This window comes from Atopobium minutum 10063974 (assembly GCF_000364325.1).
Classification (GTDB): domain Bacteria; phylum Actinomycetota; class Coriobacteriia; order Coriobacteriales; family Atopobiaceae; genus Atopobium; species Atopobium minutum.
This window is the reverse complement of record NZ_KB822533.1, coordinates 1130765-1154126: the sequence shown is the minus strand read 5'-3', so window position 1 is coordinate 1154126 and position 23362 is coordinate 1130765. Positions and strand designations below refer to the sequence as shown.

The window sequence follows — 23362 nt, the reverse complement described above, 5'->3', positions numbered from 1 at the left end:
ATTTGTTAGATATCCGTTCACCAAATACCTTATATGTTTATCAGTTTGAGTTCACTATATTGATAATTACAACTAGTTTATTAAGGAGGAGTGCTATGGAATTGTTTGAGTTTGCATTTTGTCATGAATTTGGTAAGAAGCTTTCATATCTTTCTGGAATGTGTCCAGAAAAATGGAATTTTGACAATCAACCAACAAATACAATACTTAAAAGCTATATAATGCATACTTTTTTGAAGCTAGTTGAAGAGAACAATATATTTCAGTCAGAAGACTATGCACTTTTTAACACGGGATTATATACAGAACATTACGAAGCAATCTATACCTATTTTACGAGGAATGAAATTCCTAATCGTCAAAAGTGGTTCCTCAACGGCTTCTACACTGAGTATCAATTGACATCAATGGGGATTTCATCTCGTCCTAAAAGGGCAAACTATTTTGAAAACCCAGCTGATTTAGTTTTTGATACAAACTGTGAAATCTGTCCGCAATATGCACATATATTTGGAAATACAGAAAATCGAAATCGTATTCCCAAGTCAGTGCGCGAAGAAATGAATAGAGAAATTCTGTTTGATGGTGCAATAAAGCATGCAAAGCATATGATAGATGCAAATTATAAGACAGCAGTGCCCCAATATTACAGAGGGCATATTCAGTTGCTTATTCCGATATGCCTAATTGATCCGAGTGTTCCTGATTTAGCGCTTGTTGTTAGTAAGAGTGAGTCAGGAGATCAGTATCTAGGTCATACCTGTTTAACTCTTGATATGGCATATAATAATGCTCGCTTAATTGCGCGACCAGATAGTGCATGGCTTAAAATTGAGAGATAAGAACTGAGAGCTATTGACTTTTATGGGAGTTTGGATATAATAATTATATTACTATTTCTTGTTCTTACTATTTTTGTTTTGCATTAGTGTTCTGTTTTGTACTGATTGTTTTTTTGAATTATGACAAAGGAACCACATCAAAAGATGTGGTTCCTTTGTCATTTCATGTGATTTCAAAAATGACGGTTGAACGAGGAGTTCTATGTCTGCGTTGCCCCTTCGTCTACTTTCACCAGCGGGTGGTCCTGAACAATTACAAATGGCCTTGCACTTTGGCGCTCATGAAGTTTTTTTAGCTGGCAAGCAGTGGGGTATGCGCGCGCGCAGCAAAAACTTTGATAATGTGCAGCTAGAAGAAGCGGTAAAGCTGGCTCATAGCAAAAACGCCAGTGTGCACATCACGCTTAATACCATCATGCGTGATGAGGATACCGATGGTTTGCCTGCATATCTTGACTTTATCAATCACATTGGTGTTGACGCTGCTATTGTGGCTGATCTGGGCGGTATGGCATTGGTACAAAAATATGCACCAAAGCTTGCGCTTCATGTCTCTACGCAAGCGTCCGTCATGAATGCGCTTGCTGCCGAGCAGTATATGCGCTTAGGTGCGCGCCGCCTTGTGCTTGCTCGAGAAATGGCCCTGGCGGAAATAGCTGAGCTTCGTCGTCGAGTAAGTTCTGAGCTTGAGCTTGAAGTTTTTGCCCATGGTTCTATGTGTATGGCGGTATCGGGCAGGTGTTTTTTGTCCAGTGAACTGGTTGGTCGAGAGCGTGGGGCTAATGTGGGTGCTTGCACACAGCCTTGCCGTTGGGGCTGGGCGTTGGTAGAGGAGTCCAAACCAGATACCCGTCGTATGGATATAGAACAAGATGACAAGTGGAGCTACATCTTGTCCTCTAATGATCTGTGCATGCTGGAACACCTCGATGATATAGCGGCCGCTGGAGTGGACACCATCAAGATTGAGGGTCGTGCAAAAGGGGCATATTATACTGCCTGTGTTACCAATGCATATCGCCATGTTCTAGATGGAGAGCCAGCCCAACAGTGGATCAGCGAGCTTGACGCCGTGAGCCACCGTCCGTACTCCACCGGATTCTTCTATGGCAATCCTACCCAAAACCCTGGTCATGTGGACTATATGCGCGACCGTCTTATGGTTGCTTCCGTCATTGCTTGCGCTGAGAAGCCTGACGAGCAGGGAAGGTATGAGGTTCAGGTACATTGTCGCAATAAGGCCAAGGCTTCCGATCAGCTCCAGGTTTTATCGGCACACTATCCCATCCGCGAGTGCACGCTGGGAACGGTTGAGCAGTGGAATGGGTATGACGCCTACACACCCTGTGATGTGATGTCTCGCACTATGGGAACCTATAAAATTTGGCTTCCCTTTGCGGTTGACCCGCTCGATCTTATCTGCCTTAAGCAATAGCCTTTTTGTAGCGTAAAGCATATTCAAGCATGAGGAAGATGTCATGGCTCAATCTCTGCTCTCAAAACAGGCCTTTGAACTGGTGCAAGCCGACCGTGCATGGCTGCCAGCGCTCTCTAATGTGGTAGCACTGTTGTGGGAAACGCTGGATGATGTAAGTTGGGTTGGGTTTATATGCTGCAGGACAAGCAGACTCAATCCTTACAGAAGAATCCAGAACTTGTCTTAGGGCCTTTCCAAGGCAAGATTGCTTGCACGCGCATTGCATGGGGTAAAGGCGTCTGTGGTGTTTGTGCTGCAACGAATACAACGCAGTTGGTACCCGATGTTCATGCCTTTGCTGGTCACATTGCTTGTGATGCGGCTTCCAATTCTGAGATAGTGGTGCCCGTACGAGATGTCTCGGGTAGGGTGGTTGCCGTTTTAGATATTGATTCTACGAGCTTGGCGCGCTTCTCGGCAGAAGATGCCACGTTATTAGAAGAGCTGGTAGCAGCTATCGAGAAACTTATTGATTGGACTGCATTTAAACCGCTTGCTTGCTAATAAACTTCCCAACAGCACTGTTCCATATCCACCCGACCGTCATCTAAAAATTGAATACCCTCTTGTTCCAGAAGTGCACGCTGGGCTTCTGGTCCGCCAAAGGCAAAGCCTGGTGCGAGCGAGCCGTCTTTAAACACAACACGGTGACAAGGAATAATACCGGGCTGAGGGTTGCTATGTAGGGCAAATCCTACAAAGCGGGCATTGCGAGGCCTGCCAATCATCCGAGCAACTTGCCCATAGCTTGCCACTCTACCAGGAGGTATTTGCTTAACTACCTCATAGACCTGTTCATTAAACTGTCCCATGCTCATCCCATTACGTTGCGATGCTTACATACTTGTGCCCGTTTTATGCCAAACATACTGTCTGAGAATAGTGATAGTATACAATATAGAACTGGTGTTTGGATAGGGGAGGTACCATGGAGGCTCGGACGGACAAGCGCGTTGCTGTATTTTTTGCTAACGGTATGGAAGAGATTGAGGGACTTACTGTTGTAGACATCTTATATCGTGCTGGTATTCCTTGTGATATGGTCTCTATTACTTCGCAGCTCAGTGTTATCTCTTCTCATAACGTAGCGCTTCGCTGTCAATGTAGTGTGCCTGATGCAGATTTTAACTTTAACTCCTATGACATGCTTGTTTTGCCTGGAGGACTTCCCGGTACCACCAATTTGGCTGCTTGTGAGCCTTTGTGTGATGCACTCAAAGAATTTGTCTCTTCCAAAAAGTATATTGCTGCTATTTGTGCCGCACCCTCTATTCTTGCTCAATTAGGGCTTTTACGGGGGCGTTCTGCTACTGCCAATCCCAGCTTTCAGCATCTAATAACCGAGCATGGAGCAAAGCTTGTGGATGCTGCTGTGGTGCATGATGACAACATCATTACCAGCCAGGGGATGGCTACAGCTCTTGCGTTTGCCTTAGAAATTGTACGCACATATTTGGGTGAGAAGGTCGTGCAAGAGGTATCTCAAAGCATTGTTGCACTGCGCTAGCGTAAGAACTAGAGCATCTTAGAGTATGGAACAGCATAACAGGACATACTTGTGTATTGACCTCAAGTCATTCTATGCCTCAATTGAGTGTGTTGAACGGGGTCTTGATCCATTTACAACTAACTTAGTTGTGGCGGACCCTACGCGCACTGCTAAAACTATCTGTTTGGCGGTATCTCCTGCGATGAAGGCCTTGGGTGTGCCCGGCCGTTGTCGTGTATTTGAAATACCAAAACACATCAAGTACATTATGGCACCGCCACGCATGTCTTTATATATCAAGCGCTCCGCTGAAGTATATGGCGTATACCTGAAGTGGATTGCCAAAGAGGACATTCACGTATATTCAATCGATGAGGCCTTTTTTGATATTACGGGGTACCTATCTTTATACGGTATGAGTGCACGTGAGCTGGGAGAGGCTATTCGTGCAGATGTTGCTCGCACCTTGGGTATTACTGCTACCTGTGGTATGGGTCCCAACCTCTATTTGGCAAAGATTGCATTGGATATTTCTGCCAAGCATCGTAGTGATTTTTTTGGCGAACTTACCGAACAGAGCTACAGAGAACACCTGTGGAACCATACACCAATCACAGATTTTTGGCGCATTGGACCGGGAATTTCTCGTAGGTTAGCAGCCATGGGCATCCATACCATGGGTCAACTGGCAGCAGCTCCAATTGAGCCCTTGTATCAGGAGTTTGGTATTGATGCAGAGATTCTCATAGACCACGCTTGGGGCATAGAGCCAACAACCATGGCAGATATTAAAGCATATCGGCCATGCACACAGTCCTTCTCTACAGCGCAGGTTTTTGACCATGATTACACCTTGCAAGATACACTTGTTGTGTTTAAAGAAATGGCAGACCAGCTTGCATTACAGCTGGTAGAGCAGCATAAACAGGCATCAGGGATTTCTTTGTATATTGGGTATTCCGCTAACAGTACCGCTGAGCGCGAGCTTATAAAGCAATCTCTTGCCCTGCATCAGCATCGAGGTCCTGCTTCTACGGGTAGCTATAGCTTTACTGTGCCTACTGCATCTTCTCGGCAAATTCGTCAAGCAACAGCACAGCTGTTTTATGAGAAGTGCCTTCCTCATCGTGCGGTGCATCGGGTGGGGTTTGCTGCTACGAGAGTGATTGATGAGCAAGCAGCTGATGTGCAGCTTGATTTGTTTTCTAATACACAGCAGCTGTCTGAAGAACATGCCATGAGCCATACGATCAATGATGTAAAAAGAAAGTTTGGCAAAAACGCTTTGCTTCGTGGTATTGACCTGCTTCCGCAGGCCACTGCGCGTGAACGTAATCTGCAAATTGGAGGGCACCGTAGTGGAGAAGCACAATAAGGACGAGAAGGACCAGAAGCATCGTAAGGATGGGCAAGTATATCCAGAGGCTCTGTCTCACCATAGTCCTATGGCCCTTGCTGATCGTGCAAAAATATTTCAGCCGTTTGAGCCGCTCAAGGGGTTTGCAGAGGCCTTGCGCGAACAAGAACAAAAGGCTGAACGTGAGGCTCTGGCGGGAGATGGGGTTCATGCACGTATTCATGTATGGTCTGATGAGCATTTAGATGAACAGCCGCAAAATACCGCAGCCACAGCTGATGCGCATCTCATTTGGGATGAAGTGTTAGGCTGGCTTAGTTAAGAAACTGCACAAGAGCATAGGGCTTCTCGTTAGCTCCATTAAGACTTACGGTGATGCTATCAGAGGTGGCATACACCGCAGGCACAATGATATCTCCAAGCGTGGCTGAAGAAACATACTGTACGGCTATGCGTTTGAATGAGGATATGTCGCCTGCAGCAGCTTGAGCAAAGTCTATATACTGTGCGTTGTTTACATGATGGTTGGTATCAAGGTTTTGAGCGCTTACCACAAAAGAAGGTTTGATCGTAGCTTCAAGCTGAGGATCTATGCGCACCTTACGAGACGTTTTTGGCATGTCCAATGGTTCATGCATCTGTGACCTATAGGGAGCCCACTCCTCTTCTGGAGGCAAAATAGGGGATTGCTTGGCAAAATCAAACATGAACCAAAGGGAGTCCGCACGGATGTATTCAAAGCCTTCAGGGGAACAAATAGTAAAGTTACGATGTGCAATTACACCCTTTAACTGGGTGGGCCAGGTGCTCACGACAATATCTTGCCCATAGCGAGGCATTTTTTGTATTTGAATTTGCCAGGCTGCAATAAACCATGCGATGTTCTTTTGGCTAAGATGATCAAGACCAACACCTAAGGTATCGGTTTGGAACAGTGCGCAATCTTGCAAATAATTTACAAGCGAAACTAAAGACAAGATACCCTGCTTATTGGTTTCGCTGTAACGTACGCGCGAAGAAAAGGAATACAATACATCGCCTCTGTTCTTATTCGCTGCGCAAGGCTTCTACTGGGTCTGCTGCAGCAGCAGAGCGAGAAGGAATAATGCCAGCAATAACGGTTAAAACAATAGAGATAAGTATCAGGATAATTGCAGAACCTGGTGCTAATTGCATGATGTTACGTATGCCATTAAGGTGCTCAACAAGAGCGTTTATAGGAATGGATAGACCTACCACTACAAGAATGGCAAATACACCAGAGATGAGTCCTTCAATAAAGGTTTCTGCATTAAAGACATTAGCCACATTGCGTTTGGATGCACCCATTGCACGCAGGATACCAATTTCTTTGCGGCGTTCCAGTACCGAAATATAGGTAATGATGCCAATCATAATGGAGCTTACCACTAATGAAATACTTACAAACGCAATGAGTACAAGGGAAATCATATTCACAATGTTGGTTACCGACGTCATAAGTGTTCCGGTAAGATCACTATAGGTAATAGTGTTATCTGATTTGCCTTCTTCTCTCAGCTTGGCATTGTACGAATCAATCTCGGACATGATGGTGGACTTTGCCTCAAAGTCTTTGGGATAGATATCAATAGCACTTGGTTTGTCTAGGTTGCCATAGCCAAGCTTGCTTAAGTTGCTATCGTACGAATAACGCCGTGCAGAAGAAAGATTGGTAAACATAGCCATAAGCTCTTCTTGGGTCATATTAAAGCGAATGGCTTTAGCAAAGGCAGCGGGATCAAAAGAGAATGCATTTTGTAAACTTTGAGCACTGTTGGACAGGCTGCTTTGCAAAGCACTTGTTAATCCGTTTGTAAGGACGCTCATCTGAGACTGCAGCGCAGAACTTATCTGTTCCATCATGCTTTGAGCTGCCTTTTGTGCAAACTCACTCATTTGCTGTTGAAGATAGGGAACAAACTGCTTGCTAAAGTACTCCTCCGCAAAGGATTGAATACCGGTTTTAAACGTATCACCCACAATAGAGTTGAGCTGACCAAGCAAGGTTTGAACGGCTTCAGACTGTAAATAAGCCTGTAAATCCGCACTAAGATCTATATCTGGCGTAAGAGACTGGCCAGGATGTTGGGCATACCACCAAGGCAAAAAGCCGTTAGCAATCTGCTGGAGAATATCAGTAATCTGCTGTTGTTGCATGGGATCGAGCGTACCCAGCAGTTGACCAAGTTTCTCAAAATCAGGCTTAGGTGCGCCTTGGAGCAATCTCATTATCATGTCAGGTGTAATGGATTGGGTAAGCGCATCGGTATCAAACGTAAGAGCAGAGGGATCAAGGTCCATCTTACTGGTATCAAGTTTTGAGAGATCGAGCGCAGAACTTAAGCTCGATAATTTTGAGGTATCAAATGAGAAGGCAGAGGCAAGCATCTTTTGGTCAACAGTAAACAGCTTGCTCAAATCCAAACTTGAATTGGCGTTGTTCTTGAGCTGTTCAAATGTTTGGCCTGTAAAGACATCAACCTCAGGGTTGGCAATTTGTTGCTTAACAATATCTGTTTGGGCATTGTCTTCCATAAGCTTGTGCGTTAAATCGCTGGTGTAGGCAATGCCTTGAGATAGTGAGCCACTTGACTGACCCTCTGCAGGACGAATAATGCCTACAACCTTAACTGTAATACCCTTATCGATAGCCTGACGCATGTAGGTGGTGTCATTAGACATGTCAGACCAGGTATTAGTGGACGAATTAAATTGATACAGCGTAGGCTGTTCAACCACTTTGTAGGTCAGTTTGAGTGCGTCTTCATAGGTAAAGGTGATATTTTTGGCTGCCTCTACCGTAGACTTTTGGTCCTTGGTGAGGTTGCTCAAAAGGTTACGGAAGATGTCGGGGTCAAGCACACCAATGTTGTACAAGGTGTAGTCAGACAGCTGACCGTCTTTGTCCAACACTAAGACCGCTTCATCGTAGTTTTTAGGCCATCTACCGGCAACTACCGTGTATTGTGAAGCAAGTACTTCATGGTTGTCTATAAGCTCTTGGAACGAATCCGTGCTGGTGTTACCAAAACTAGAAGACAGGCCCATCATAGACGTGCTGCCTTGAGGACCAGATTCTAGCACCTTGCCCAAGGGTAGCGTTGAAGCATCTGCTGTAGGTAGATAAAAATTGGGTGCAACATTGTACTTGTAGCGAATAGCATTGGAGTTGCTCTTAATGGAGCTGCTAGAAGACTCAATGTATTTCTTAAATCCTGCCAGATCATTCTTTTTGACCGTGTCAAACATGGAAGAAACATCCGAGGTAATGCCAATTTGGCCCTCTTTAACATCTTTTTGTCTGTCCTCAGAATTGGCACGTGCCATAGTAGTAAGAAGCTTGGTAAAGTCCGCCGCATTTTCATTGATAGTAAGCGGATAGGATGACATGGCATTTTTTTCCGTCTGAGCAATGTAGTCATTGACGCCGTTGGACAGAGCCAAAATTGCTGCAATGCCGATAATGCCAATGGAGCCAGCAAAGGCCGTCAAAATGGTACGACCCTTTTTTGTCATCAAGTTGTTTGCCGATAAGCCCAAGGCAGTCAAAAAAGACATCGAAGCCTTACCTGACTTATTGGACCTCTGAGCAGGAACAGCTCTTGCATCTACAGCGCTTGTATCGACAGCACCGGCTTTGCAATCTTGTTGAGGAGCCGAGAAGGGCATGGAGTCATCAACAATTTTGCCATCCTGCAAGCGGATAATGCGGGTTGCATAGTGTTGAGCGAGCTCTGGGTTATGAGTGACCATGATGACCAGGCGGTCATGAGCAACCTCACGTAAGAGGTCCATAATCTGGATACCGGTATTGTTATCCAAAGCACCAGTAGGCTCATCTGCAAGAACAATGTCGGGATCATTTACCAAAGCGCGCGCGATGGCAACGCGCTGCATCTGACCGCCGGACAACTGATTAGGCTTTTTATGGGCGTGATCAGCAAGTCCTACGCGCTCCAGTGCCTTACGTGCACGTTCTTTCCTGGAGGCTCCATGTTCACCAGAAAGGGTAAGTGCCAGTTCTACGTTAGAGAGCACGCTTTGGTGAGGAATGAGGTTATAGCTCTGAAATACAAAACCAACATGATGATTGCGGTACGTATCCCAGTCTTTAGCTTTGTACTGCTTGGTAGAGACGCCATTGATTACAATCTCACCGCTATTTGCATGGTCAAGTCCACCCAAAATATTAAGCATGGTGGTTTTGCCAGAGCCAGATTGACCCAAGATTGCTACAAACTCATTGTCTCTGAAGGTGGCAGAAACATCATCAAGGGCGGTTTGTACGAAGGAGCCTGTAGTATAGGCTTTATGAATGTTTTTTAGCTCAATCATATGGTCCAGTTTCTGCAGAATATAGCTTTGGGATAATTTTACCCCTCGTGGACCAAATTAGACGGTTTCTAGCGTGAATACATGTAGTTTTGTAATTCGTACATAATGCGATTTTTTGCTCCATCAAGCGGCAAAACACCTATTAGCTCGTGGTCGATGCTGCAAATAAGGTCTACAAAGCACAAGCCAAGGAAGCTTGCAGCCATGAGATTTAACGTATGAGGAGCGAGCACATAAAGCACCTGCATCAGCGCGGGTTGTATGACCTGTACACAGGCAACAGAAAACAGACCAAAAAGTATTGTTGCCGGCACACAGATATATCCCTTGTAATTACCCGGGATATGTGAGTAATCCCACCAACGCCTTTTAAAGCAGACAAGCAATATATGGGCACCGATAAGCTCTATAGCTGTGGAAAGGAGTGCACCAGCCGCAAAGAGCAGCCAGGGGTTTTGAATCCAGTCTAAAAGCAAGACAGCGCTCATGGCTCCCACACCATAAATGGGACAGATGGGACCAAATAAAAAGCCGCGGCGTTCAAAGTGCTTCTCGACAAGCGAACAATAGACGGTTTCCCAAGCCCATCCAAAAAAGGCATAGGCAAAGAAGCTTACAACAACACCAGAAACCGGATTTAGCATAGCTATACCTCCAGCTCTCTTAAATGCGCCCAAGCCCAGGGCTGCTTGGCAAAAATTTCGTAGGTGGAACAGATCTTATCGATAAAACAAATGATGAGGCCTTCACGGTATTTGGGCGGGATAGGGGTCAGGGGAAACATGTGGCGTTTAATGGCGTTTTTTGCGCGCTTGGATAGGATAAAATCCTCCATAGCATTACGGAGGGCTAAGTGAGGATGAGAAAACCCGTGCAGTCTCTGTGGGCATGCGTCTTTAATATGCCAGTCATACAAGTAGTAATCGTGCAGCAGGGCAGCGGTTACGAGGTCCTGTTCATTGCAGGTAATGTTTAGTGTGCGAACAAAGAGCAGCGAGCAGTACGCTACCGCCATGCAGTGGTCCAGGGTGGTTGTACTGCCGTGCTGTATGAATTGATCCATGCTACGAACGCGAGGATGAGACAACACAGGTAGTGCAAGCTGTGTAAAGTCATCTGTCAGGTCAGCAAATTTCATCGTGGTTCTCCGCTTATCGTTTTGAGCATCCTCTAGTGCACGGCTTTCTCGGCTTTTGTTTTGCGTACAGTTTTCTCGCTTCAATTAGTATTATTTCCTAAAATGGAAATAAGTCAAAAAAAGTGACCTAAATGTAATAAAACTTGCTATAGTGGGAACCATAAACAGAAGTTGCACACAATCAAGGGTGTACAGGAGGGGGCTTGCTTGTAGCGCGTATGCTTGTGTGTGCTATAGGCAGGGTAAGAGAACAGAACAAAAGGCAAGAGTTTTTGGTGGAGGCAGTGGCTATGTCATCGGTCAAAAATCAGCTGGATATGCGTGTTGTTAAGACGCGTCGTGCTATTAAAGAGGCGGTTTTGTCGCTTATGGCAGAGCGCGATTTGTCTCAAATCACTATCAAAGATGTTGCTGATCGTGCCCTTATTTCCAAAAAGACGTTCTTGGCTCATTACAATACGGTGTTTGCCGTGGTAGATGAAATGCAGGAGTCTGCGCTGACATCTATCAAGGACGCTTTTGGTGGCACTACCATTAATTTTTCTGCAGATCATGTCAAAGAGGTACTTACCAACATTGGTGCTTTAGCTGCCGATACAAGCTCGGAGCTTGCCTGTTTGCTCAATTCACGTGTGCATGATCAGTTTATGGAGCGGGTGCGTGAGTTTTTAGAGGCTCGTATTGTGGATGCCAACAAGGCCAAGGCGGGCATTGTCTCAGTTGCAGGCTTTGTATCTGGTGGTGTTATTGCGCTTGTACAGCGTTGGTTGGATTCAGGTGCACAAACACAGTCAGTAGAGGAGATCGCCAACACGGTTGACTCACTTGCCTCTGCGGGACTCAATGCTTTGAGCGAACATTCTGCTCAATAAATTCTGTTCAATAAAGAAACGCTCAAGCTTGTATAAAAACTCTTGAAATTATGCATGAGCTCATATGTCTGTGCGTTAGGCGCTAGTATCTATACGTGCTAGAGAAGTCCTGATGCAGAGGTGGGTTGTGAGCATTTCCAGAAATGATATACACGAGGCACTCCGAGCCGCTACGCCCGTCATGGTTGGATACCTTTCTATTGGTATTCCCTGTGGTATTTTGGAAAGCGCATCTGGTCTGCAGCCCTGGATGATCTTTATTGTGTCTCTACTCTTTTATTCTGGTGCTGGGCAATTCATGGCTGCCAATATGCTTATGGCAGGTTCTCCTTTAGCATCTATTATCATGAGCGTTTCGTTTGTCAACACGCGCCAGATGCTCTATTCTGCAGCGCTTTCTTCTCATACCAAACGCGCAAATAGGCTTGCTACCGTGTTTTTTGCGTCCACTGTAACGGATGAAAGCTTTGGCGTTAACCTGGAGCACTTTAGCGATGCTAGCTCCTGGACCGTGCAAAAGGCCAGCTTGGTCAATGTGTTTTGCCAGTGTTCATGGATTGCCTCAAATATGATTGGTTGTTTGGTAGGTTCTGTCATTTCCATCCCCATGAACCTGGCATCCTTTGCAATGACGGCAATCTTTATTTGCTTGCTCTGTGTTCAACGTATCGATAAACGCGCTCTGGTTGTTATTGCTACTTCCATGGTTGGCGTGTTTGCGTGCAAGTATCTTGGCTTAGCCGGTCCAGCTATTTTGCTCGGAGCCCTTTTAGGCGTTTGTTCTGGCGTTATATACGATAGGGTGATGGGCGAGTGAGTATACAAGATTTTCTTATACTCTATGGCTGCTGTGCCGCAACCATGTTTGTGCTGCGCGTTGCGCCTATGCTGATTCTTAAGGGTAAGGATATCCCACAAAGCATTAATGAGGTGCTGGGCCTGATTCCCACGGCAGCCTTTGCCTCACTGGTAGCTAATGATATTCTGTCTCCCACTATGTTTGATAAGGGCCTACAACAGGGCATAGCTCCACTTATTGCCTCCGCCTTTGTGGTAGTAGTAGCTCGAAAAACCCGCTCATTGCTCTGGTGTGCCGTGAGTGGTGTTATTGCCTACGCTCTTTTGCTGTGCATTCCCTTCTAAATACTGACCGATACTGGTCGATAAAAGCGGGCGGAGCTTCTAGGTAAAGGGGTTAGGAATAACCTTTGCTTCGGGCAAGGTTTTGTCTGGCTGTGTTGCCTGGCTTGCATAAAAACTGACATCATCAACGATTAAGCGATTGGTCTTCTCGAGCACCCGCGCGTGATAGCTGGTGATGTTGTCTGCCATAGGATCGCCATCAATTTGCAAAGCCATGGGATTTTGTGCCTGCACCTCGATGTTTTTACCTCTAAAGCTTTCAATCATGGGGCGCTCAAGCACTTTGCCCGTTTTATCAAGAATGGAGGCAACCACGGAAGGAAGCAGCTCAACGGTTTGGTTAACCTCAAGGACCATGACATCAAGCAAGCCATCGGTCATGGTGTTTTCTGGAATGATTTTGATGTCACCCTGGATCATGGCATTGTTGGCTACGATACACGCAATGCCATCACGTTCAAACGTTTTGCCATCAACGGTAATACTAAAGTGTGATACTTGGGGATTAAGCGTTTTAACCGCAGCAGCAAAGTATGCTGCTTCGCCAAGGGCAGATTTGTTTTCTGCTGCCATTCGCATAAATTCACCGTCGTAGCCCAGGCCGGACATGAGACAAAATCCCTTGGTATGCTCCACGCCCTTCTCGTCAGTCCAAGACATTTCACCTAAATCTGCAGTAATGGTTTTGCGCGCGCGACAGGCAAGGGCAATGGAAGCGGGGTCGGGCGCATTCCCCAAATTAAGGAACAACAAATTAGAGGTGCCAGAAGGAAATACGCAGGTAGGAATCGTAGTGTTACGGAGATAATATAACAGCGATGCCATAGTGCCGTCGCCGCCCGATAGGACAACTATGTCAAAGTTATTCGCATCCGCTAAGACGTCTTGGGGCACAAAATCGGCGGTGGGGATGCGCAGCACAACCTCATCACCCTGCTTGACCAACGCTCGCTCAAACTCGTAAATTGCATCTGAGCCAAACCCAGACATCTGATTGTGGATGATAAGAGCACGCATCAAAATCCTCCCACATCTGCATACCTCAGCACCTTACCTTAGCTATGATACTAGCGAAGGATTTTTGTTGCCGAGAGGAATCAATGTATATCTCAGAATTCTCCCAGATGGAGGAATTTATCGCCCGTGTTCGTGCCGAGAAGGCCGTGGCGGTTGATACGGAATTTTTACGCGAGAAAACCTTTTATCCACGCTTGTGCTTGATCCAAATTGGAACCGCCAAGGAAACTGCAGCAATTGATCCGCTGCTCATTGAGGACCTTACACCGGTAAAAGAGCTTTTAACAGATGAGTCTGTAGTAAAGATTTTCCATGCTTGCAGCCAGGATATGGAGGTTATTGACCATACGCTTGGCGTGGTTGCACATCCCATTTTTGATACGCAGCTTGCGGCGGCTTTTTTGGGTTATCGCATGCAGCTCGGATATGGTGCCTTGGTGGAGGCTTACACGGGCGTTCATCTACCCAAAGCTGCCTCTCTTACGGATTGGTCATATCGTCCCCTTGATAGTGAACAGCTGGAGTATGCAGAGGATGACGTGCGGTATTTGCCGGGTATCTATGACCAGATGATTACGTCTCTGGTGAAGCAAAATCGCCTGTCCTGGGTGATGCCGGAGTTCGAGGCGTTTTGTGACCCCAGCCATTGGCACGTGGATCCTCGTGAGGCGTATCGTCGTCTTAAGCGCTCCAACTCGTTAACGCGCAAGCAGCTTGCTCTTGCACGTGAGCTGTGTGCCTGGCGCGATTCCATGGCGTGCGCGCGCGATGTTCCACGCAAATGGATATTGTCTGACGAGACCATCGTGGAAATTTGTAAATTAGCTCCTCAAAGCATGCACAAGCTACAACGTATTCGTGGAACAGAGCAACTCACCTCCTTTGACTGCAGTGATATCTGCAAGGCGGTAGTGACTGGCTTGCATTGTCCAGCTCAAGACATGCCCACTATTCAGAAAAAGCCACGCCCTTCATCCACTATGGAAAGCGTGCTTGACCTGATGTATGCCATGGTTCGTATGGTTGCCGATAAAAGCGGCGTAGCTACGCAGCTTATCTCGACACGTGATGATTTATATGAGTTTGCCACGCATCCTCATACGTCCAGATTGTCTAAAGGCTGGCGCTACGATTTGGTAGGCAAGCAATTGCAAGCGCTGCTGGATGGGCAAACGGGCCTTACGGTCAAAGACGGCCATATCGAATTTCTGTAGGAGAAATTTGTAGCAAAAGTGCTGCCTTGAGCACGGTGTGTATATCTGGGTACATATACCGTACTTGTATGGAGTGCCCTATGAACTACCGTTTGGGTTACCCTAGTTGGTTTGAGAGGATCGTATAATGCCGTATTACTTTTTTGGTGGCGATTTTGCATATATTCTTTTGGTGCTGCTGTCCACGGCTATAGGCTTGGGCACGCAAGCCTATATCAAGAAAACCTACGCCTATTGGTCAGGTGTGGACGCCAATGTTTCACGTACGGGTGCAGAGGTTGCACGTCATATGTTGCAGGTAAACGGTGCCTCTAACGTGGGAATTCAGTCCATTGATGGTGAGCTCACGGATAATTTTGATCCACGCACCAATGTTCTTAATCTTTCACAGGCCAATCGCACGGGTGGCTCAGTTGCTTCTATCGCAGTAGCGTGTCATGAAGCAGGTCATGCGGTGCAGTTTGCAAAGGGCTATGTGCCCATGAAGATTCGCTCGGCTTTAGTGCCGGTAGTGCAGTTTGCTTCTAACGCTTGGATATATCTATTTCTTTTAGGCGTGATGCTTCAATTTACGGGTCTGGTTCAGCTGGCAATCGCGCTGTTTGCAGCATCTGTGGTATTCCATCTGGTTACGCTTCCTGTAGAGATTGATGCGTCTCGTCGTGCGGTAGCGTATATCGCATCGGGTGAATCTGGTTTAGATGAGGTTTCCGAGAGAGGCGCAAAACAGGTGTTAACTGCAGCCGCGCTTACCTATGTTGCAGCCGCGCTGGTTTCTGTGTTGCAATTGCTGTATCTGCTCTCAAGGTCTTCGAGAGATTAGTGTGTTGCTATGGATAATGAACCTACTCTGAGTGTCTCGGAAGCTATACATAAGGCCAAAATGGCAGTGGGATCTATTCCTGTATGTACTGTTGTCGGTGAGGTTTCTGGCTTTAGAGGGCCTAACAGCCGTTCCGGGCATTGCTATTTTCAAATCAAAGATGCTTCTGCCACCATGGACGTTATTGTGTGGCGTGGCATTTACGCTGCTGCTGGTTTTGATTTGGAAGATGGCCTTAAAATCCAAATGACGGGCTCCTTTGATGTGTATGAGGCTTCCGGAAAGCTGAGCTTTAAAGCAAAAACGCTTACGGTAGCTGGAGAAGGACTGTTGCGCCAGCAGGTGGCTGCGCTTGCAAAAAAGCTCGAGGCAGAGGGGTTGATGGATAGTGCCCGCAAACGCAAAATTCCCCTCTTTTGTACGCGTGTAGCCGTTGTTACCTCACTTTCCGGTAGCGTCATTGAAGACGTACGTCGTACGCTGTCGCGCCGTAATTCATTGGTAGAGTTGCTGTGTGCTGGCTGTGCTGTTCAGGGCGCTACGGCAGCGCAAACCATTATTCACGCATTGGAGGTTGCTGCTGCAGCGCAACCGGATTGCATCTTGCTGGTGCGCGGTGGCGGGTCCTACGAGGATCTGATGTGCTTTAATGATGAGGCGCTGGCCCGTGCAGTTGCTGCGTGTCCTGTTCCGGTAATCACTGGCATAGGACATGAGCCCGATGTAACCATTTGTGACATGGTGTCTGATCGTCGTACGTCTACGCCAACCGCTGCAGCAGAAAGTGTGGCACCTGCTCTTTCGGAGATTGTGGCCGCCGTCAACATGAGGCAGGAGCGTTTGGTGCAGACTATGTCCACCATAGTGGCCACTGCCAGAGGTGTAGTGGATGCGTCTGCTAATCGTGCAGCGCTTGCTATGCAAAATCGCTTGTCTATCGAGAAAACCCATCTTGATGCCCTTGCAAAGCATCGTTGTCTTATCGATCCAAGCTCTTTAGTGGACGATAGGGTCAGTGCTCTGATGCAAACGGAGCAGCGTTTAATGGATGCGCTGCCACGCATTGTGGAGCGTCGCTTGCATGATGTGGGAGTACTCAGTGGGCGTCTTACCGGTGCAGCTGCTCGCATGACTCGTCCGTATGCCCTAGCATTAGATCGTCAAGCTGCATCCTTACAGGCGCTTTCTCCACTCAACGTGCTTTCTCGTGGTTATTCCATTGTGCGGACACCGTCGGGTGCAGTGGTGCGTGATGCCAGCCATGTTTGCCCCAATGATCAATTAAGTGTTTTGTTAAATAAGGGCCAGCTGGATGTGGTGGTTACCCAGACACAAAACAAAACTTCCATGGAACAGGAGAAGTAAAGATGGATCAGACGCAGGTAACTCCTCTTAAGGATTTGAGCTTTAAAGAGGCTAATATCGAGCTTGAGCAGATTGTACGCTCGCTCGAAAGCGGTGACCTTGAGCTTGAGGTAGCGCTTGAGAAATACAACCGAGGCGTCGAGCTTCTCAATGATTTACGTGAACGTCTTGCGCATGCTGAGCAGCGCGTACAGGTATTGTTAGATGCTTCTGCAGCCGCTGCGCCTGATACCACCGCTGCGCCTTCGACCGCGTTTATCAACGAATAGAGTATTCAAACAATCAAATAAGAAGGGGTAGTCATGAGTGATTGTATTTTTTGCAAGCTTGCCAAGGGCGAGATTCCAACCACAATGGTATATCAAAATGAACTGGCAGCTGCCTTTGCTGATGCCTCTCCTTTGGCTCCAGTACACGTACTGGTAGTGCCTAAAGCTCATCATGACAACCTGCTTGATGGAGTGGATGCTCAAACGCTTATGGCCATGGTGGAGTGCGTCGAGCAAGTTGTGCAGCGCACCGGTATTAAAGACAGCGGTTTTCGCGTGCTTACCAATGTGGGCGCGGATGCTGGTCAAACGGTTAATCACCTTCATTGGCATGTTTTGGGCGGCAAGCGTTTATCGGATCAGCTTGCTTAGCGGTTTTTTAATTTAAACTCATCCACGTGTGTGTCATTGTGCTGTGTTGGTCGTATTATTGAAGAGTTGCAATTTTTGTACAGCAAGCACATTAGGTATTGATCGTTTAGGAGAATACATGAACGTTCTGGTTATCAATGCAGGTAGCTCATCGCTTAAGTATCAGCTGCTGGATACCACCACGCATGAGGTGTACGCAAAAGGCAATTGTGAGCGTATTGGCATCAATGACTCATTTATTGGTCATGAGGAGCAGGGTGTTAAATCAAAGCTTGAGGTAGCATTACCAGACCATAAGGTTGCCGTTAAGTACGTATTTGATATTCTTGATAAAGCAGGCTTTGATACCAACAAGATTGAGGGCATTGGTCACCGCGTAGTTCAGGGCGGTTGGTATTTTCCTGAGTCTAAGGTTGTAACGGAAGAAACGCTGGCATGGGTGCGCGAGGTAGCACCTTTGGCACCTTTGCACAACTATGCCGAGGCAGATGTTATCGAGATTTGTCGCGAGATGTTTCCTTCCATTGGCAACGTCATTGTTGCAGACACGTCATTCCACTACAACATGCCCGAGAAGGCCTGGCGTTATGCGCTGCCCCGCGATGTGGTAGATAAGCTGCATATTCGCAAGTATGGTGCTCACGGTACCTCTCATCGTTTTATTTGGCGCACCGCGCATGAGCTTTTGGGCGACAAGGTCCACAAGCTGGTAAGCTGCCATCTTGGTTCAGGTGCTTCTTTGGCCGCGATTGAGGACGGGCACGTTATGGATACCACCATGGGCCTTACTCCTCTTGATGGTCTTATTATGGGTACCCGTACCGGTACGGTAGATCCTGCAACTGTATTTTATCTTCAGCGTGTTGGCGGCTATAGCGTTGATGAAGTAGATACCATGATGAACAAAAAGTCTGGTTTGGCTGCGCTCTCTGTCGTTTCTTCTGATTCTCGCGATATTGAACAGGGTGCTGCTCGTGGCGATAAAAACTGTGAGCTTGCCCTAGAGATGTTCTACTACCGCACTTCTCAACTTATTGCCGAGATGGCTCAGTCTATGCACGGTTTTGACACTATGGTGTTTACTGCCGGTATTGGTGAGAACTCCGATATTATGCGTCTTGGTGTTGCTCGAGAGCTGGAATGGTTGGGCGTCAAGCTGGATGAGCAGGCTAATGCGGTTCGTTCTGGCGAGCCTCGCGTTATTTCCACCGAGGATAGTGCTATTAAGGTCTTGGTCATTCCTACCAACGAAGAGCTCATGATTGCCATGGATGTAGAGGATCTTTTGGGCAACTAATTGTTTTTGTCGGCAGCGTTGTCTTTTTATTGCATAGATAAGCCCTAACAACACACCGCTGTTGTTAGGGCTTTATTTGTTGCTACGCAGCATCAAAGCTGGTATGAGGCATCCACTGATAAGCAATGCGAGGAGTGCCATCGTCAATAATGATGGTGCCACATTCAGAAAAGCCAAGCTTTTTCAAGAGCGTGCGCATGGGTGTATTAACCTCATGGGTATCTGCGCGAACACTCAAACCACAGCTCATGGCAAACTGCATCAACATGCGGCCAACGCCTAAACCGGATTGACGTACAGCGATTCGATGAACGGTTAGATAGGGATCAGTATCGTTCAGCCAGCTCCCATCGAGGGAGGCGTAGGTTGGTTCTGGGGTAAAGAATATAACCATATATCCAACTACTTTGTGGCTTGCGTCTACACAGATAAGACCACGGTGAGCAGCAATATCTTGGATGATAAGCTCGCGGGAAGGGTATTCACTCGTCCATTGTGCAAAGTTATTGTTAGCACGCATAATAGCACGTGCTGCAGTGATGGTATCCATAATTTGATCGACGTCAGTCGGTTGTGCCAATGCGATGCTCAGCTCTTGAGAAAGTGGCTTGCTAGCATTGAACTGAAATACCAAAGAAGTGATATCCATGTAAGTAAGTCACCCTTTCTTTTTTACGTGATACAAATAGCTGCACTATTCTATACGTTTGTGTATCAATGTGTACGGCACAGTCAAAATTTAGCGCTCACTGGTATCACAGGTATGAACTTATACAAAAACGAACCTGTAAAAAACTCCGAATGCATAGGTTTGCTGCCAGGCATCCGGAGTTTCTCGAGAGCTATCGCTTATATGAGAGCAAAAAGACGTACGCTACTTTTGATTACTCTGCCATTTGGGCTTGAGCTGCAGTAATAGCAACAACGCCTACAATGTCTGCTGCAGAGCAGCCGCGAGACAAGTCATTGACAGGCTTGGCAATACCCTGAAGGATGGGGCCGTAAGCTTGTGCATGGGCAAAACGCTGTACCAGTTTGTAGCCAATATTGCCCGCCTCAAGCGTGGGGAAGACTAAGACGTTAGCCTTGCCAGCAACCTTTGAGTTGGGAGCCTTAAGTGCGGCCACGCTGGGTACCAAAGCCGCATCAAGTTGCAAATCACCATCTGCTGCCAAGTGAGGATAGGCTTCCTTAACAATGGCGGTAGCTTCCTGGACCTTCTTTGCAGTTTCTCCACCAGCAGAACCCATAGTGGAGTAGGAGAGCATGGCCACACGAGGCTCATCAGACATGAAGGTCTTCCAAGAGTTGGCAGATGCCGCTGCAATCTCTGCAAGCTCGTTGGCGGTAGGAGCAATGTTCAGGCCGCAGTCTGCAAAGAGGACGGTACCGTTTTCACCAAACTCGCTGGTATCGGTACACATAATAAAGAAGGCCGAGACAAGCTTAGTGCCGGGGGCGGTTTTAAGAATTTGCAGTGCAGGACGCAGGGTATCTGCTGTGGAGTGGCATGCGCCAGAAACCAGACCGTCAGCATCACCCATCTTTACCATCATGGTGCCAAAGTAGGTGGCGTCGTTAATCTGTGCGCGAGCCTGCTCAATGGTGACACCCTTTTTAGCGCGCAGCTCAGCAAATTTTTGTGAGTATGCCTCGTGCTTCTCAGAGTTCATAGGATCAATGACCGTAACACCATCAATGGTAATTTTGTCAGGATTGCCCAAAATAACAAGGTTGGCAATGCCCTCATCCACAATCATGCGGGCTGCCTCGAGGGTGCGTGGATCTTCACCCTCGGGCAACACGATAGTCTTTTTGTCTGCTTTTGCTGCAGCTTTCATGCGATTGAGAAAATCACTCATGCAAAACCCCTCCCAAAAATCTACGACATACTCGTGCAGTCGAGCGCCGGAGCGATTATGCACAACCAACGGACGTTTTACACGATGTGTCACCATTATAGACACACGTGATAAAATCAACCATACAATCGAGATGTGGGATCATCCCACACTCGCTTTTTTTGAGCCTGCGGGCCAGTTGGCCTAGGGGAGGATAAACATGAACTGTGAGTATGGATTACCTGCTACTTTTAGCGCTGATTCTTACGATGTTTTGGTTGTAGGCGCCGGTTTTGCTGGGGCTACCTGCGCGCGTAGGTTGGCTGAAGCCTGCGGATACAAAGTTGCCGTTATTGAGCGTCGTGATCACATTGCTGGCAATGCCTACGATTATGAGGATGCCGCCGGTATTTTGGTTCACAAGTATGGTCCCCATATTTATCATACGTTTAACAGCCGCGTTCATCAGTTCCTTTCTCGCTTTACTGAGTGGACGGATTACGACCACAAGGTATTAGCAAACATTCACGGCACGCTCATGCCTGTTCCCTTTAATCACACTTCGCTTAAGCTTGCCTTTGGTGATGAGAAGGGCGAGCGCCTGTATCAAAAACTCGTAGCTACCTTTGGAGAGAACAAAAAGGTTCCCATCATGGAGCTGCGCGACAAGAATGATGATGAGCTTGCAGAAGTAGCGGACTATGTTTATGAGAACGTTTTTCTGTACTACACCATGAAGCAGTGGGGTAAAACGCCTGATCAAATTGATAAATCCATTACTGGTCGCGTACCCATCTTTGTGGGTGACGATGACAGGTATTTCCCTCAGGCTCCCTACCAGGGCATGCCTGCTCAGGGCTACACCAAGCTATTTGAGCACATGTTAGATCACGACTTGATTGACGTATTTCTCAACGTAGATGTGCGTGACATTCTTACGGTTACCGAGACAAATGTGGAGGTCCGTGAGCGTCCCTATGGTGGCGAGGTCATTTATACCGGTCCTTTGGATGAGCTGTTTGATCTAGATCTGGGCGGCCTGCCGTATCGTACCTTGGACATGCAGTTTGAAACCTTGGATATGGATCAGTTCCAGCCCGTCGGCACGGTTAATTACACCACCTCTGAGGACTTTACGCGCATTACCGAGTTTAAGAACATGACTGGTCAAGTTGTTCCTGGTAAGACCACCATTATGCGTGAGTATTCCAAGGCCTTTGAGCCAGGTAGTGGAGAGACTCCGTATTATGCAATTTTGCAGGATAATACCCGCGCTTTGTATGAACAGTATCGTGACCGTGTGCGTGGTTTGGTAAACTTCCATCCCGCAGGTCGTTTGGCAGAGTACCGCTATTACGATATGGATGGCGTCTGTGCCTCTGCTCTTACCCTGTGTGATGAGATTATTGCCCAGCATGCATAAGGTAGTTTCATGTCTGCAAGCCAAAACAAAGTAATTACCTTTGGTATTCCGTGTTACAACTCTGAAGACTATATGGATAGATGTATTCTGTCCATTTTGGAAGGTTCTCACTTTGCGGAGGACATCCATATCTGCATTGTTGATGACGGCTCTACCAAAGATAACACGCCGCAAAGGGCGGAAGAGTGGGCACAGCGCTACCCCAACATCATTACGGCCATTCATCAGCCTAACGGTGGCCACGGTATGGCCGTCCTTGCTGCTTTAAATCATGCGCAGGGCACCTACTTTAAGATCATTGACTCAGACGACTGGGTAGAAGCCTCTGCTCTTCAGGCGCTTCTCGCTCAGCTTCGCAGTTTTATCGCCACAGATGAGCAGGTAGATTTGGTTATTACCAATTACGTGTTTGAACATGTGGTGGATGGCAAGCAAAACATCGTGGACTTTAAGTATGCTCTGCCGCGCAATCGTGTGATTGGCTGGAAAAACATCGGTCACTTTATGATGACGCAAAATCTGCTCATGCATTCGCTGTGTTATCGTACGGATGTGCTGCTCGATGGTGGTCTGCCCATGCCGGCTCACACGTTTTATGTGGACAACATCTATGCCTACGTGCCGCTGCCGCGCTGTAAGACCCTGTATTACTTGGATGTGGATCTCTATCGCTACTTTATTGGCCGAGAAGACCAGTCCATCAATGAGAGCGTGGCCATTTCTCGTGTGAGTCAACAGCTGGCGGTTACACGTATCATGATGCATGCCTACCATTTGTATGATGATATAGAAGTAGCAAAACTGCGCAGCTATATGTGCAATCACTTTACCCTTATGATGGCTGTCTGTTCTGTTTACTCGCGTATGTCTGACGATCCAGATGCTATGGATAATTGCCAGGCTCTTTGGGATGAACTAAAGGCCTATGATGACCGCATGTATCGGCGGGCACGTCGCGGAGTAGTTGGTTTTGCTACTAACCTGCCTACTAAAGCGGGTGTTAAAACAACCATCTATATCTATCGGGTGGCACAAAAGCTGTATAAGTTTAATTAATCCTTACCGCT

The 23362-nt window shown here is 47.1% G+C and carries 25 protein-coding genes; 17 read left to right on the top strand and 8 right to left on the bottom strand.

The features are described from left to right. Positions 1–95: 95 nt before the first annotated feature. The 3 genes from HMPREF1091_RS05360 to HMPREF1091_RS05350 all read left to right on the top strand — a co-directional run bounded on the left by HMPREF1091_RS05360 (position 96) and on the right by HMPREF1091_RS05350 (position 2823). The gene (locus HMPREF1091_RS05360) at positions 96–842 is read left to right on the top strand and encodes a DUF3825 domain-containing protein (RefSeq protein WP_002563821.1); all 747 of its coding nucleotides are present in this window, start codon (positions 96–98) and stop codon (positions 840–842) included. 202 nt (positions 843–1044) lie between these two features. Further along, on the top strand, positions 1045–2277 hold the full coding sequence (locus tag HMPREF1091_RS05355; protein ID WP_002563820.1) for a peptidase U32 family protein: 1233 nt from the start codon (positions 1045–1047) through the stop codon (positions 2275–2277). Positions 2278–2451: 174 nt separating this feature from the next. Then, positions 2452–2823, top strand: a complete 372-nt coding sequence (locus HMPREF1091_RS05350; protein WP_002563818.1) for a GAF domain-containing protein — start codon at positions 2452–2454, stop codon at positions 2821–2823. Here the strand turns inward: HMPREF1091_RS05350 and HMPREF1091_RS05345 are convergent. Further along, a complete protein-coding gene (locus tag HMPREF1091_RS05345; protein WP_002563817.1) occupies positions 2820–3131 on the bottom strand; it encodes an MGMT family protein in 312 nt (103 codons plus the stop codon). The two genes, HMPREF1091_RS05350 and HMPREF1091_RS05345, sit on opposite strands and share 4 nt — an antisense overlap. A gap of 116 nt (positions 3132–3247) precedes the next feature. Between HMPREF1091_RS05345 and HMPREF1091_RS05340 the strand changes: the two genes are divergently transcribed. The 3 genes from HMPREF1091_RS05340 to HMPREF1091_RS05330 are packed head-to-tail and all read left to right on the top strand — an operon-like array spanning position 3248 to position 5487. Then, the gene (locus HMPREF1091_RS05340) at positions 3248–3826 is read left to right on the top strand and encodes a DJ-1 family glyoxalase III (protein WP_002563816.1); all 579 of its coding nucleotides are present in this window, start codon (positions 3248–3250) and stop codon (positions 3824–3826) included. A 25-nt stretch (positions 3827–3851) separates the two neighbouring features. Next, positions 3852–5183, top strand: coding sequence for a Y-family DNA polymerase (locus HMPREF1091_RS05335; protein WP_002563815.1), 1332 nt, complete (start codon positions 3852–3854; stop codon positions 5181–5183). After that, positions 5167–5487 carry a hypothetical protein gene (locus HMPREF1091_RS05330; protein ID WP_002563814.1) on the top strand — a complete coding sequence of 107 codons (321 nt, stop codon included), beginning with the start codon at positions 5167–5169 and terminating at the stop codon, positions 5485–5487. The genes HMPREF1091_RS05335 and HMPREF1091_RS05330 overlap by 17 nt, the downstream gene beginning before the upstream one ends. On the opposite strand, the gene HMPREF1091_RS05325 is transcribed toward HMPREF1091_RS05330, so the two are convergent. The 4 genes from HMPREF1091_RS05325 to HMPREF1091_RS05310 all read right to left on the bottom strand — a co-directional run bounded on the left by HMPREF1091_RS05325 (position 5480) and on the right by HMPREF1091_RS05310 (position 10659). After that, positions 5480–6196 carry an acyl-[acyl-carrier-protein] thioesterase gene (locus HMPREF1091_RS05325; protein WP_002563813.1) on the bottom strand — a complete coding sequence of 239 codons (717 nt, stop codon included), beginning with the start codon at positions 6194–6196 and terminating at the stop codon, positions 5480–5482. The two genes, HMPREF1091_RS05330 and HMPREF1091_RS05325, sit on opposite strands and share 8 nt — an antisense overlap. 16 nt (positions 6197–6212) lie before the next feature. After that, positions 6213–9521, bottom strand: coding sequence for an ABC transporter ATP-binding protein/permease (locus HMPREF1091_RS05320; protein ID WP_002563812.1), 3309 nt, complete (start codon positions 9519–9521; stop codon positions 6213–6215). Positions 9522–9589: 68 nt separating this feature from the next. Further along, positions 9590–10165: a putative ABC transporter permease gene (locus HMPREF1091_RS05315; RefSeq protein ID WP_002563811.1), complete on the bottom strand. Its 576-nt coding sequence runs from the start codon at positions 10163–10165 to the stop codon at positions 9590–9592. Between the two features lie 2 nt (positions 10166–10167). Further along, positions 10168–10659 (bottom strand): HD domain-containing protein, encoded by a 492-nt coding sequence (locus tag HMPREF1091_RS05310; protein WP_002563810.1) that lies wholly within the window; start codon positions 10657–10659, stop codon positions 10168–10170. A 290-nt stretch (positions 10660–10949) separates the two neighbouring features. Here HMPREF1091_RS05310 and HMPREF1091_RS08085 point away from each other — a divergent pair, with 290 nt between their 5' ends. From HMPREF1091_RS08085 to HMPREF1091_RS05295, 3 genes are all read left to right on the top strand, one after another. Continuing rightward, a complete protein-coding gene (locus HMPREF1091_RS08085; RefSeq protein WP_143273509.1) occupies positions 10950–11531 on the top strand; it encodes a TetR/AcrR family transcriptional regulator in 582 nt (193 codons plus the stop codon). A 127-nt stretch (positions 11532–11658) separates the two neighbouring features. After that, complete coding sequence (locus tag HMPREF1091_RS05300) at positions 11659–12348, top strand: AzlC family ABC transporter permease (protein ID WP_021736249.1); 690 nt, start codon at positions 11659–11661, stop codon at positions 12346–12348. Beyond that, on the top strand, positions 12345–12674 hold the full coding sequence (locus HMPREF1091_RS05295; protein ID WP_002563807.1) for an AzlD domain-containing protein: 330 nt from the start codon (positions 12345–12347) through the stop codon (positions 12672–12674). The genes HMPREF1091_RS05300 and HMPREF1091_RS05295 overlap by 4 nt, the downstream gene beginning before the upstream one ends. Positions 12675–12713: 39 nt before the next feature. Here the strand turns inward: HMPREF1091_RS05295 and HMPREF1091_RS05290 are convergent, their stop codons facing one another. After that, positions 12714–13691 carry a diacylglycerol/lipid kinase family protein gene (locus HMPREF1091_RS05290; RefSeq protein WP_002563806.1) on the bottom strand — a complete coding sequence of 326 codons (978 nt, stop codon included), beginning with the start codon at positions 13689–13691 and terminating at the stop codon, positions 12714–12716. 83 nt (positions 13692–13774) lie between these two features. Here HMPREF1091_RS05290 and rnd point away from each other — a divergent pair, with 83 nt between their 5' ends. The 6 genes from rnd (at position 13775) to HMPREF1091_RS05260 (ending at position 19031) form a co-directional block, all read left to right on the top strand. Further along, positions 13775–14905, top strand: a complete 1131-nt coding sequence (rnd, locus tag HMPREF1091_RS05285; RefSeq protein WP_002563805.1) for a ribonuclease D — start codon at positions 13775–13777, stop codon at positions 14903–14905. 127 nt (positions 14906–15032) lie between these two features. Next, positions 15033–15728, top strand: coding sequence for a zinc metallopeptidase (locus HMPREF1091_RS05280; protein WP_002563804.1), 696 nt, complete (start codon positions 15033–15035; stop codon positions 15726–15728). 9 nt (positions 15729–15737) lie between these two features. Then, on the top strand, positions 15738–17093 hold the full coding sequence (gene xseA / locus HMPREF1091_RS05275) for an exodeoxyribonuclease VII large subunit (protein WP_002563803.1): 1356 nt from the start codon (positions 15738–15740) through the stop codon (positions 17091–17093). A gap of 2 nt (positions 17094–17095) precedes the next feature. Continuing rightward, positions 17096–17362, top strand: coding sequence for an exodeoxyribonuclease VII small subunit (xseB, locus tag HMPREF1091_RS05270; RefSeq protein WP_002563802.1), 267 nt, complete (start codon positions 17096–17098; stop codon positions 17360–17362). A 33-nt stretch (positions 17363–17395) separates the two neighbouring features. Then, positions 17396–17734, top strand: a complete 339-nt coding sequence (locus tag HMPREF1091_RS05265) for an HIT domain-containing protein (RefSeq protein ID WP_002563801.1) — start codon at positions 17396–17398, stop codon at positions 17732–17734. A 118-nt stretch (positions 17735–17852) separates the two neighbouring features. Further along, positions 17853–19031: an acetate/propionate family kinase gene (locus HMPREF1091_RS05260; RefSeq protein WP_002563800.1), complete on the top strand. Its 1179-nt coding sequence runs from the start codon at positions 17853–17855 to the stop codon at positions 19029–19031. An 82-nt stretch (positions 19032–19113) separates the two neighbouring features. Here the strand turns inward: HMPREF1091_RS05260 and HMPREF1091_RS05255 are convergent, their stop codons facing one another. Together HMPREF1091_RS05255 and pta are read right to left on the bottom strand one after the other, a co-directional pair. After that, positions 19114–19680 carry a GNAT family N-acetyltransferase gene (locus tag HMPREF1091_RS05255; RefSeq protein ID WP_002563799.1) on the bottom strand — a complete coding sequence of 189 codons (567 nt, stop codon included), beginning with the start codon at positions 19678–19680 and terminating at the stop codon, positions 19114–19116. Positions 19681–19915: 235 nt separating this feature from the next. After that, the gene (gene pta / locus HMPREF1091_RS05250; RefSeq protein WP_002563798.1) at positions 19916–20893 is read right to left on the bottom strand and encodes a phosphate acetyltransferase; all 978 of its coding nucleotides are present in this window, start codon (positions 20891–20893) and stop codon (positions 19916–19918) included. A gap of 199 nt (positions 20894–21092) precedes the next feature. Here pta and glf point away from each other — a divergent pair, with 199 nt between their 5' ends. After that, complete coding sequence (glf, locus tag HMPREF1091_RS05245; protein ID WP_002563797.1) at positions 21093–22295, top strand: UDP-galactopyranose mutase; 1203 nt, start codon at positions 21093–21095, stop codon at positions 22293–22295. Positions 22296–22304: 9 nt separating this feature from the next. After that, positions 22305–23351: a glycosyltransferase family 2 protein gene (locus HMPREF1091_RS05240; protein ID WP_002563796.1), complete on the top strand. Its 1047-nt coding sequence runs from the start codon at positions 22305–22307 to the stop codon at positions 23349–23351. Positions 23352–23362: the final 11 nt, after the last annotated feature.

Excerpts from the sequence above, each read along its gene's own strand:
- HMPREF1091_RS05360 (WP_002563821.1), top strand. The coding sequence starts at position 96 with ATGGAATTGTTTGAGTTTGCATTTTGTCATGAATTTGGTAAGAAGCTT.
- HMPREF1091_RS05355 (WP_002563820.1), top strand. The coding sequence starts at position 1,045 with ATGTCTGCGTTGCCCCTTCGTCTACTTTCACCAGCGGGTGGTCCTGAA.
- HMPREF1091_RS05350 (WP_002563818.1), top strand. The coding sequence starts at position 2,452 with ATGCTGCAGGACAAGCAGACTCAATCCTTACAGAAGAATCCAGAACTT.
- HMPREF1091_RS05345 (WP_002563817.1), bottom strand. The coding sequence starts at position 3,131 with ATGGGACAGTTTAATGAACAGGTCTATGAGGTAGTTAAGCAAATACCT.
- HMPREF1091_RS05340 (WP_002563816.1), top strand. The coding sequence starts at position 3,248 with ATGGAGGCTCGGACGGACAAGCGCGTTGCTGTATTTTTTGCTAACGGT.
- HMPREF1091_RS05335 (WP_002563815.1), top strand. The coding sequence starts at position 3,852 with ATGGAACAGCATAACAGGACATACTTGTGTATTGACCTCAAGTCATTC.
- HMPREF1091_RS05320 (WP_002563812.1), bottom strand. The coding sequence starts at position 9,521 with ATGATTGAGCTAAAAAACATTCATAAAGCCTATACTACAGGCTCCTTC.
- HMPREF1091_RS05315 (WP_002563811.1), bottom strand. The coding sequence starts at position 10,165 with ATGCTAAATCCGGTTTCTGGTGTTGTTGTAAGCTTCTTTGCCTATGCC.
- HMPREF1091_RS05310 (WP_002563810.1), bottom strand. The coding sequence starts at position 10,659 with ATGAAATTTGCTGACCTGACAGATGACTTTACACAGCTTGCACTACCT.
- HMPREF1091_RS08085 (WP_143273509.1), top strand. The coding sequence starts at position 10,950 with ATGTCATCGGTCAAAAATCAGCTGGATATGCGTGTTGTTAAGACGCGT.
- HMPREF1091_RS05290 (WP_002563806.1), bottom strand. The coding sequence starts at position 13,691 with ATGCGTGCTCTTATCATCCACAATCAGATGTCTGGGTTTGGCTCAGAT.
- rnd (WP_002563805.1), top strand. The coding sequence starts at position 13,775 with ATGTATATCTCAGAATTCTCCCAGATGGAGGAATTTATCGCCCGTGTT.
- HMPREF1091_RS05280 (WP_002563804.1), top strand. The coding sequence starts at position 15,033 with ATGCCGTATTACTTTTTTGGTGGCGATTTTGCATATATTCTTTTGGTG.
- xseA (WP_002563803.1), top strand. The coding sequence starts at position 15,738 with ATGGATAATGAACCTACTCTGAGTGTCTCGGAAGCTATACATAAGGCC.
- xseB (WP_002563802.1), top strand. The coding sequence starts at position 17,096 with ATGGATCAGACGCAGGTAACTCCTCTTAAGGATTTGAGCTTTAAAGAG.
- HMPREF1091_RS05265 (WP_002563801.1), top strand. The coding sequence starts at position 17,396 with ATGAGTGATTGTATTTTTTGCAAGCTTGCCAAGGGCGAGATTCCAACC.
- HMPREF1091_RS05260 (WP_002563800.1), top strand. The coding sequence starts at position 17,853 with ATGAACGTTCTGGTTATCAATGCAGGTAGCTCATCGCTTAAGTATCAG.
- HMPREF1091_RS05255 (WP_002563799.1), bottom strand. The coding sequence starts at position 19,680 with ATGGATATCACTTCTTTGGTATTTCAGTTCAATGCTAGCAAGCCACTT.
- pta (WP_002563798.1), bottom strand. The coding sequence starts at position 20,893 with ATGAGTGATTTTCTCAATCGCATGAAAGCTGCAGCAAAAGCAGACAAA.
- glf (WP_002563797.1), top strand. The coding sequence starts at position 21,093 with ATGAACTGTGAGTATGGATTACCTGCTACTTTTAGCGCTGATTCTTAC.
- HMPREF1091_RS05240 (WP_002563796.1), top strand. The coding sequence starts at position 22,305 with ATGTCTGCAAGCCAAAACAAAGTAATTACCTTTGGTATTCCGTGTTAC.